A 10098-nucleotide genomic window follows, 5' to 3' on the forward strand; every position below is an offset into this window, starting at 1 on the left:
GCGACCAACTCGGAGCTCGCGTTGGCTTAACCCAGCCATCAAGAGACGTAGCGGCTGAAAAATTTCGCCGAACGCGAACGGCAGGTTACTGATCCTGGTCCGGTCGGCGGTCTCTCTTCGGCCTCAGACAAGTCGTCGGCCAAAGCCGTCGCTGGGAGCGCATCAGGCGGAAGGCAGGTTAGCCATCCAATACCGGCACGCATAAATCATATAAATACAAGAATGCTATACCGAGCCGCATGTCCGCATGCGCAGGTGGGGTGCCCATCGTAGAGCTTAAGCTCTGCTGAACGAAGCGGCCGGCAAGGTGACGACAGGGTACCTGAAACCGAGCCTCGACCACCTGCGCGGCATTGGACGAAGAGCGAATGCCCCTGCAACTCAGGTCGGAGCAGCGCGTCGAGGGGGCCGAAAAAAACGATGGCCTAGCCTTCAAAGGGCTTAGCATTCCGACCCAACTGCTTGTCCAGTCGCCCGTTGATTAGGGAAAATAGAGCCTCGAATCGCTCAAGGCTCTGGTCTGGCACAAGCTTCTCTGGTTCCGACGCCATCTTCTTGAGGAACAAGCGTGTCGGCCGCGTCTTATGAAATGGAATACCAATGTCGGTCAGCCCCGCCTCTATTCGCTTGGCAACCCGTGGGATCTTCGCGTTGAGCGTCAAAGTCTTGTCCTTCAACTCGGCAGCGTAGCTCTCTCGGACGAGAGCCTCGTAGATCGCCGGGTCCAACAGATCTTCGATGTCCGCTTCGGTAGGAGGGGTTGCGAATGCTTCCGAGACGAATACGACGTTTTGGTCGCGAATTAGCTTCGTCTTCAGAAGCTCATCCTTAGTCGCCTTTGAATCGCGTTCAGTATCGAGCAGGACCAAAACGTTGAGTGACTCAGATGTCAGCAAGGCAACCATGTACGAAACTTTCTGGGCTCCACCAGCGGGGGTCATAGTGAGCGTTTGACTCAGCGACGTCCTGCCCTTCTCCGATGCATAAGCGCTCACGGCGCTCATAATCCAGAAATCCGTAACCCCCTCGACAACAAGATTGTTAGGGCCGACAAAGAGGCTTTGTGCGAGGTCATAGCCGAGAGCTGCCTGCAATGGGAACAGCGTCCGAGCATCTCCAGTCGGATCGTTCGTTACCGTCGTTCCGGCTTCCTCAGCTATGTTCACGGTCCGGACTGAATCCAGCGCCTGCGTCGGCACCATGAAGGGCGAGTGTGTGGAGTAGAGAATCTGATTGGAGAAGTCCACCTCGAGATGGTGGAGTAGATCCGACTGAGATTTCGCATGTAAATACAGGCCCGGCTCATCGAGCAGGAGCACAGCGTTCTCCGCACTCCCGCCGTCTGTGTCAGCCGAAAATGTGATGTAGAAGGCGAAGAACCACTGAAAACCTCGACTCCTGTCGTTGAGGTTGACCTCTACATCATAGGTGCTCGTTGGGTCAGAGATGATCGTGTCGAGGTGGTGTGCGTCGAGATTGAACCGAATCTTGAGTGCGCGATCCTTCCACAGCCGCTTAATCTCACCCGTAACAACCGCGCTGGCACGGTTCGCAAGCTGATTTCGCGTTTCGTAATCGTTTTCCCCGTGTAGCTTTTGGAGCTCATCGGGATCGAGCCCTGCGACTTTGCACAGCTTTTCGAAGTTCTTGTCCGAATCGTTCTGCTTGCCTTGAGACTTTCGGTGAATGTAGGCGGCGATGTCTTGGTGACCGTCGAGCTCTGGGTACTCATCGACATAGATGAACTTCGGAATTGCGCCGAGAGCCCATTTACGAGCCCTCTGCTGGGCATCCTTGTCCGCGACGATGCTATCGGCTAGGTTTTCTAGCTCGGTGAGCGCCTCCTCCTGTTTGGCAGTCAGCTCAGTATCCGCACCTGCTAGCTCGGTTCGCAGAGCCTTTGCTGCCGCGATCAGATGCGGCGCCCATGTGTTGCATGAGCTAGTTGCCGACGCAGATCCCTCAAAAGTATCAGCAGCCGTTTCCAGTGCCGCGGGAGCCTCCAGCTTTTGTGCGGCAGCACGGACCGCTGCCGCAGTCTTCTTCACCCTGTTCTTGATATCGGCTTCATCAAAGGCGATCGCCTTTAAGTCCGGAAAGATCACCGTCCTAGAGCTGCCTTGGTAACTCCGTCCGATGGTGACCCGCGTCACCTCAGTAGCGCGGGGTAGCTCTTCCAACAAGGCGTCCTTGTCATCAGCATCGAGTACCCAGGTCGTTGTCAATACGGGCGTATTGTCAGAGCACTCCTCCAGCCGTCTGTGGCGAGGGAAGTCCTTAATGGGTTTCAGCCCCGAGAACCCTTCTATTGGGTTCAGGCTGTGAAGAGCCCGGAGGAGATTTGATTTCCCGCTCTCGTTCCTTCCCAAAAGGGCGGTTATCCGAGAAACATGAATGTCTCCACTATCGTTGATAGAGCGGTAGTTGCGAACTCGAAACGACTCCAGCTTCATTTTTCCATAACTCCGCAATAGTTATCAACAATGCAACATGGGACTAACATCAAAAATGGCGAGGACGCACCAACGGACGCATCCCGGGCTCTCACCCCACGGCCCGTGCCAAGCCCGGAGGTCTTGGCGTAGCCGCTAAGAGCATCGGGAGCAGAAGGACGGGAGCAGGGGACAAGTCTAGTTCCACAACATCGCCTGGTTGTTCAGATTCGTGTAGGCGGCGCATTGGTCGGCAGGAAGTCTGGGCTTCCGTCAAGTAATGGAGTTGCAGTATCGCGGACCGTCCTACAGCGGCTATCGACAGCTCCGCTATCGATCATTCTGCTTGGTCTGAACGACTGCAAACGCCGAGTTGTTCGCGTAGATCGTGGGGCAAGTTTCGCGGGGAAGCGGACGCTAGGGCGACAGGCCTTACTTTTGTCCGAACCGCAACTCCTGGGCGTTATGGATAGCTGTTCATAACGGCCAACTGTGGCCGTCCAACCTAAAGAAGCCATGGTCCTTCGCGCGTCATATCCACTCTAAAACCTGCCGGAAGATCTACTTCGGTTGACCGGCCGGCGCGGCCATTGAGCACAACAGCAGGTAATGGCAACATTAAACAAATTCCGGACGCTCCACCACGCGTTTCGTGCTCATAATGTACTAAAGAGGCGGATCGGGCCTCCCACTCCACATCCTGCGGCAGTTCGAGTATCCAGCGCGTTTTATTTTCCGAACCTTATACGCAGCAGTAATTCAAGAAGCCGAAAGCGTCCTTGTACGGAACGGGCGGCGATCCCCCATGGTCGTTTTCGTAATTGGCTTTGCCGATATAGTGACGGCCGTTGTCGGTAGCTTCGCCGATCGCTACCTGGGCTTCCTTGATCAATTTCTGGTCAGTGGTCATGAAACCGAATGGAATCAAAGACGCCGTGTTGCCGGCAGGCGCGTAGTGGAAAAGCACGCACGCAAAGCACGACGGCACCAGAAGAATCTCTATCCGGCCGCTGGCAAGATCGCCTTCATGGAAATAGAGTGACTTCTCCTGTTTGCCCCAAAAAATGCTTTGGAGGCTACGTACTGTCTGCCGAGTACCTGGGTAGAGTATCTTCACTTCTTCCGTGAAGTGTGCCCTTTTTCTCTTGGATTGAGGAAGCGCCTTTTGAAGCGAAAAATAGAAATCATCGAAAAGTTTTGACCGGCCCCAGAAGCGGTAGTCCGGCGCCATCCAGGCGACGGAGGTCAGCAGTTTGCTCGTGACCTGCCCTTCCTGGACTGGCAGCGAGCCCTTGATGGCTGAAATAATCGACGCCGAATTGCTCGGCATGTATATGTTGCCAATCAGGGGTTGCGTGTGCTCCGGGTAGCCAATCTCGCTACGCACATGCACGGCGCGGACGTACGCTTGGAAATCGAACCCCCTTTTCGAGAGGAATTGGCCAACGAGCTTGTCGTCGAACCTTTCGACGAAGTCTTCCAGGGATTTCTGTTGGCTAGTCAGCGTCAAGCGAAGCGCATCGGAAACGGCCGCCTCCACTCCCAACCTGTATTCTTGCGGCGCTTCGTCGTCGTACGCGATCTGTCGTTCGACCTCGAGCTCCTCGTTCAGGAAGAAGCCGACCTCGAGCGGCACTCCGAACAGCTTGTCGCTTTTGACGTTCGATATCTTGTAGATGTCGATCTTATCGTTGGTCCTTTCCTTCGCCTTCAGAATCCGCTGAAAATGGGTCTGGTACGCCTGTTCCGCCAAGTGTGTGCTATCGCCGATTTGTTTCTGGTCGATAGGCAGTTCGCATGCGTAGGCCGGTGTTTTCCTGCTCCTGATATTATTTAACGGATGGAAAGTCACTAGATCGAAGTCAACCGAATCCGTTCGGGGCTTCACGACGGAGAACCTAGGCAGGTCGTCATCCGTGTAAAATTTGGACTCTGCGTAAGGCGTCAGACGGATGGACGAGCCGTCAAACTCGACGAGGCTCTGGTCGACCAGTGATTCGAGCAGCAACCTGGTTTCCTTGCTAGTGAAACCGAAATACTGCGCGAGTTGCTCCGCCTCGATGTCTTCGCAAAGTCGGATCAGCCGGAGCGCGAATTCGGTGACCTTCGGGAGGCTTTCGTTCACCGTTACGGACGAATGGATCACGAATTGACGAGCCGGCAGGGCGAAAGTGATCAGATTCAGGGGAATTGGCGTAAACATGGCTTAATTCTTCAGGCTTTCGGCAGTCACGTGGCACACCCGCTTCTCACTCCGAGCCTCCTCGAAGGATCGGACGAAGGTGCCGAGCGGGCTCTCTGTGTTCCGGTCTTTCCACATCCTCATGGCGCCGATGATCACGAGCCGGTCCATCGCTCGCGACATGGCCACGTTCAGACGATTAGGACTCGACAGGAAACCCTGCTCGTATTTGGCGTTGTGCCGCACTAGGGACAATATGACCATCCGATTTTCCTTACCTTGGTAGCCGTCCACGGTGTCCACTTTGATCAATGACCGCAGGGGCCCGAGCCATTCGGCACGGGCGATCGCGTTGTTGATCCGGGTCACCTGTGCTCGGTACATCGCAATGATCCCGATAGGAATCTCTCCCTGCTTAAGATCGCTGACCAAGTCATTCGTAAATTGCTCGTTCTGGAGGACGTGTCGCAGGACGTCGATTACCGCTCGGGCCTCGTATTGGTTCGCGCAGCTCCTGTCCGGCGTTTTCTCATGGTAGCTCTGCTTTCCGGCGCAACTCGTATCGACCCATACGACTTCGGAGTCGAATGGTTCCGCCAATTGCCCGAAGTACCCCTTTGGCTCACCTCTTCCCTGCGCCAGCCTTTTGCCCCGCGGCTCGTAGAAGCACTTGGACACGAGCGAACATATTTCCGGAGCCATCCGGTATTGGGTCGTGAGCGTGGCTCCAACCGCCTTGCCATACGGTGACTCGAATGCTCGCTCGAAGTCGCTGTCGAAAACGTCCGAATCCCGTCCAACCCGGAGCCTTTGCCCCATCTCCTTGCGCAACTCGTCCTTATAGAGTGGCGGCAGCTGGAAATGGTCGCCGACAAGCAGAATCCGTTTCCCGACCTGCATGGAGACCGCCAGTTCCGACGGGGTTGCCCGCGCGGCTTCGTCGATAACCACCCAATCGTACGAGTTTCTCGAGACGCCGAGATTCCATCGTCCGACGCCGACGCAGGTACCGGCAACGATGGTTCTCGTCTTGGCCAGGAACTCGGAGAAATTACCGCCTTGGGACCCGAGCACGTCGACCCATTCCTGGGAAATCTTGATCAATTGGTGGAGCTTATTGACGGCGGCGGGACTCCGGACACCAAATTTGCGGGTTAGGGCCTCCTTCGTATCCGCGACGACATCCTCTGACAAAGCGATCTCCTCGGGGGTTAGCGCGACCAAGGCATGCGAATGCAGCAGTTCCCTGCGGGCGTAAAGCCTCTGCTTAAGCGTTCCCGCTTCCTCCGTGGCGACCGAGGAGGCAAGCTCATTCTCCAGCAGGGCCACGTCCTGCGCGAGCCGATCCATGTGAATGAATGTCTGGGCGAAAGCCTCGACAAACTCCCTGTTCAGCCGCAACCGCGAGCTTAGGGAGACAATCCTATGCTTGAACTCGCTTCGGAATCGCTCGCGGTAAGACTCTTGGAGCGAGGTTACCCCTACGTGCCGTATTGCATCTGACAGCGTCCCGTCCTCGCCGACGCGGACCACGTCGATATCGGCGTTTCGCCGGGCCGCCAAGCGGAGTGCCCCTTCCAGGGCGTTGTTCGTGGCCTCGTGAGATTGGCTCACCAAGAGGACGCTCTTGGTTCCTTGCTTGTGGATGACGTAATCTAGGAACGCGCCTATGAACGAAGTTTTGCCTGTACCCGGGGGACCTTGCAGCAAGCAAACGGGACCAGACGACACGATTCGCTTGAAAGCTGCTTTCTGGTCATCATTCAGTGAGAAGACCTTTTTCCCGTCCTCGTAGACGTCGTAGTCTTCCAAATCAGCGTCGGTCGGCTCTGGGTGCTTGATGACTTGGTGATTCGAAGTGGCACGCTCGAAGTAACTGACGAGATTCGCGATTACGGAACGGCCAGATAAGATCCGCTCCACGGCTTCGTAGCGCCTTTCGTAGGACGATCTTTCTGCCTTGCTGCGCAGGAGGTAGCGGCTGTCGATCGGGAACTGGCGCGAAAACCCATGCGGTACGATAGCCAGCTCGTCAGGAGTGGAATGCCGGTGCTCCAGAAAGCCGACACGCCGGTATTCTCCCCCCTCGATTTCTTTCAGGACCTCGACCTTTTCATCAGCCGCGTATTCTATGGTCACGTCGGATCTGAACGGGATTAGGTAGGCGTCCTCGCGTTTCGGATGCGGCCTGGAAGGCCCGGTAATCAAGACTTCCGGCTGCGAATCGAATTCCGCTTCGATCAGGTGCCGCCAGATCGAACCGGTGGATATTTCTGTACGTTCCTTATGAATCTCCGCGTCGACATCGGGCGCGAGCCAAACGTTCTTCGTTTGTTCGTGAATCCTGGCCGCCAGCGCAGGAATCTGCTGCAATGCCGATACTAGGGCAAAGGCATCGTCACCCGGTCCGGAAGTTAAGGAAATGTTTGCTTCGAACTGGATTCCGCGGGTCGTTTTCCTTTGGAACAGGTCGTGCGTGATTTTCTTTACGCCAATGCGCTTGATTGCCGCGTCGTCGATCGAAACGCTAAGCGTTAGCTGTAACCCGGGACCGATTATCACATATCTGTCATGCTGCGCATCCTCATAACCTTTCTCGACGTAGTACACCCCATTGTCCGAACGCATAGGACCGGGCACGAAGCCGGAGGGTGTCCTCGAAATCGTGACCACCAAAGCTTCCCGTTCGGGGAGCGGCGGTTCAAGGGCATTTTTCAAGGCCTCCTTCAGCGGCACTAAGGTAAGGATAGCAGGCTCCGCCTTCAGGTTTTCTGCCAAGGCCTGGTAGACGGAAGGAATCGGCAGCTCACCATCGCCCATGTCTGCGCTTGTGCAACCCAAGATACCGCTGATGATCAGGGTAATCGCGTACCTGTCGCGCTCCAAGAGGGATACTCGCTCGTAATTGGCAGGAACGTACGCAGTCGTCACGACATCGACCGTGCCGTCCTTAAAATCCGGAGTATCAATGAACACCGCACAAGGAAAGGCTCGCCCTTCACCCGCCGGCCGGACGAGAACGTTTTCGGGATGCAAGTCGCCGTGCGGCAAATCAATGCTGTGCAGCCGCTCGATGCCGTCAACTAGGCTCATAGACAGTCCGATTCTGTCCTCAAGTGTCTTCGTAGCGAAATCCCACTCGCTGAGCGTGGGAAGGTCGAGCCACTCTCGTACGTAAAGGAGTCCCTTCTTGGGTACGATTCCGACGTCGCGCACCCTGGGAAGCCATTCGCTGGGATTGACCTGGATCGCACGGGCCTTTTCCAAGAATCTCAACAGGGTTTGGTTGAAATCCGGCTTGTTCGCGTCGGGAGTCGCGCCGAACCAAAACTTGACCTGGCATCGGTCGCCGTCGCGTTCTCCTTTGAAGACCTCGAGATTTCCCTTTTCGACCGGATCGTCGAGTTCTTCGTAGTCTCTCGGCTTGGTTTGGGCCTTGAAGTATTCGAAGGTAGCCAACGAAATCACCGGTTCGCCATCCGAGAAATCTACCTCGTTCAGTGCGTCCAGCATCTCTTCGGCATTGGCCCATCGACCGGAGGTCTCCCATTTCATGGATCGCTCGAACCAATCGTCCAGTTTGCCGAAAGCGATGTCATTCTCCTTCGGAACCCAGACCGCAAGTCCATCATCCCGGTCCGGCGGTACACCGTAAATGAGTATGTGCGCCATTACGCCGAGAAGGTAAACGTCCCGGTGAAACGGGGTGGCGAACTTGTCTTCGAAAAAATCTTCCGGCAATTTTTCCGAAATGCTGCTTACTTGCTCCTTCAGTGTACCCACCGTCTCCATTTGTGGAAAATGGGAAGCCACGAACCCGGAGAGTCGGACGCTATCCGGGCGCTCAAGCCAGACGCAATGGTCGCCGATGTCCCGATGAGCTACGCCCAAGCGGTGGAGTTCGGCAAACTTGGATATCAGAACTTTTGTCAGGCTGACACGGTCCGACAGGGGCAATTTGTCCCTGTAAGCCTCGATGAAATCGAACAAGCGCTTTTGCTTGGCTGGGAGGTCGAACAATTCGCAATGGTCGACGGTCACCTCGTCCGCCGCCAGCGTCCCGATCGGCTGCAACAGCACCCCGTCCAGCAGGTCGGTCTTTTCCTTGACATAGCTGAACACCCTGGGTTCGCGGAGCGCGATGTTGACCCAGTCCGACTGTGTTGGCGCCGAAGTGCCCAACTGCGAGAAATCCCAACGGCGGAGGAGGGCTCGGGCGTTTGGGTCGTCGCGGTTGACGCTCCTATACTCGAAATACAGCGAATCCGGATGCTTGAATGTCGGCGCGCCGTCGACGACGTAATTCTGCCAGGAGAACTCCCTCGCCCTGATCAATTCGGGCGAGCCTTTGAACAGGAGTTCAAATTCGTTGAGATGGTCGAGGGGATTGAACGTGCGGGGACGGTTGCGGAATTCGAGGGGCAGTTCGAGCAGCCGCTTGTACGTTTTCGGGTCGCCGATTTCGAGGAAGTCGTCCAACTGGAGGACCGAAGGCTTTTCCTCTTCCGTTAGGATGGGAGACGGACTGTTGCCGCAAAGCACAACCCGGCTGTCCACAAGGACAGCATGCCCGCCCTTGATCGAGCGTTCGACGAACGTCTTGAGGATACGAGCCTTTTCGAAGTTCTTCTTGACGGGACTGACGTCCATTCGCTCGAAATGCTTCTGGTTCGGCTTCCTACGGTACCAGTAGCCGTCCTCGGACTTGATTTGGCCGTGCCAGCGCTTCAGTTCGACGATGAGTATGCGGTCGGGAAGTAGCAGGACCAGGTCGATCTCCCGTGCGAGCCGCCCTTTCTCGATAACCTCCAAGGAGGCGTAGCCCCGCCATTCCTTCGGGAGCGTCTTCTCGATCCGGCCGATGGCGTATTTCTCGGATTCTTGGATGCCCGTTTTGGGCAGAACGAATATCTTCATTTTTTTCGTGCTCTCGGTTTCGTCGCCTCATCCGGACAGCAATTCGTTGCAGGCTACTACGGGCTATTCTGCCTCATGGCATATTTGTTCGCCATGGATATTCGCGTGAATCCGGGACTGTTAGCGGTGGCCTATTTCGCGTTGCACGGTAACAAGCACGCAGCACTCGGGCGGGTTCGGAGATAGCCCGAGAAGTGACAAGCGGTCGTTGACCTAACTCTGCGGCTGAAGGACAGTTGACCAGCACTATGCCGACCAACAGAGACCTTAGGCCCAGTGACTGCAAGGGCCGACAACTTGCAGTCCAGTTCTCGCCAACGAGCGACAAGTTCCCGATGGAACCGGTCGCTCGCGCTCAACAGCCAGTGTCGCACGCTGGAACGTGCGCCTTCCCCAAGAAAATGGATAACGCTGGCCCTTATCCCTCACCATTCGAGCGGCATTCCCACGTTACCAGCCCGCATCCGAGGCGAGACTCTCGGCTATATGACGGGACACCGTACTTCGGTTCGCCAGGGATGAGGCACTGCACGCCGAACCCCCTCCCGTCAGCAACTGCCTCGGAAC

At 56.2% G+C, this 10098-nt stretch carries 3 protein-coding genes; all 3 read right to left on the reverse strand.

What is annotated here, in order from left to right; translation table 11 throughout:
* Positions 1–425: 425 nt before the first annotated feature.
* The 3 genes from JNN07_07595 to JNN07_07605 all read right to left on the reverse strand — a co-directional run bounded on the left by JNN07_07595 (position 426) and on the right by JNN07_07605 (position 9531).
* Positions 426–2453 carry an AAA family ATPase gene (locus tag JNN07_07595; protein ID MBL9167590.1) on the reverse strand — a complete coding sequence of 676 codons (2028 nt, stop codon included), beginning with the start codon at positions 2451–2453 and terminating at the stop codon, positions 426–428.
* A gap of 721 nt (positions 2454–3174) precedes the next feature.
* Positions 3175–4635 carry a hypothetical protein gene (locus JNN07_07600; protein MBL9167591.1) on the reverse strand — a complete coding sequence of 487 codons (1461 nt, stop codon included), beginning with the start codon at positions 4633–4635 and terminating at the stop codon, positions 3175–3177.
* A gap of 3 nt (positions 4636–4638) precedes the next feature.
* Positions 4639–9531, reverse strand: coding sequence for an AAA family ATPase (locus JNN07_07605; protein MBL9167592.1), 4893 nt, complete (start codon positions 9529–9531; stop codon positions 4639–4641).
* Between the last annotated feature and the right edge of the window lie 567 nt (positions 9532–10098).

The organism is Verrucomicrobiales bacterium, from assembly GCA_016793885.1.
Lineage (GTDB): Bacteria > Verrucomicrobiota > Verrucomicrobiia > Limisphaerales > UBA11320 > UBA11320.

Bases quoted from the DNA above. Each gene is read 5' to 3' on its own strand.
- JNN07_07595 (MBL9167590.1), bottom strand. From the start codon at position 2,453: ATGAAGCTGGAGTCGTTTCGAGTTCGCAACTACCGCTCTATCAACGAT.
- JNN07_07600 (MBL9167591.1), bottom strand. From the start codon at position 4,635: ATGTTTACGCCAATTCCCCTGAATCTGATCACTTTCGCCCTGCCGGCT.
- JNN07_07605 (MBL9167592.1), bottom strand. From the start codon at position 9,531: ATGAAGATATTCGTTCTGCCCAAAACGGGCATCCAAGAATCCGAGAAA.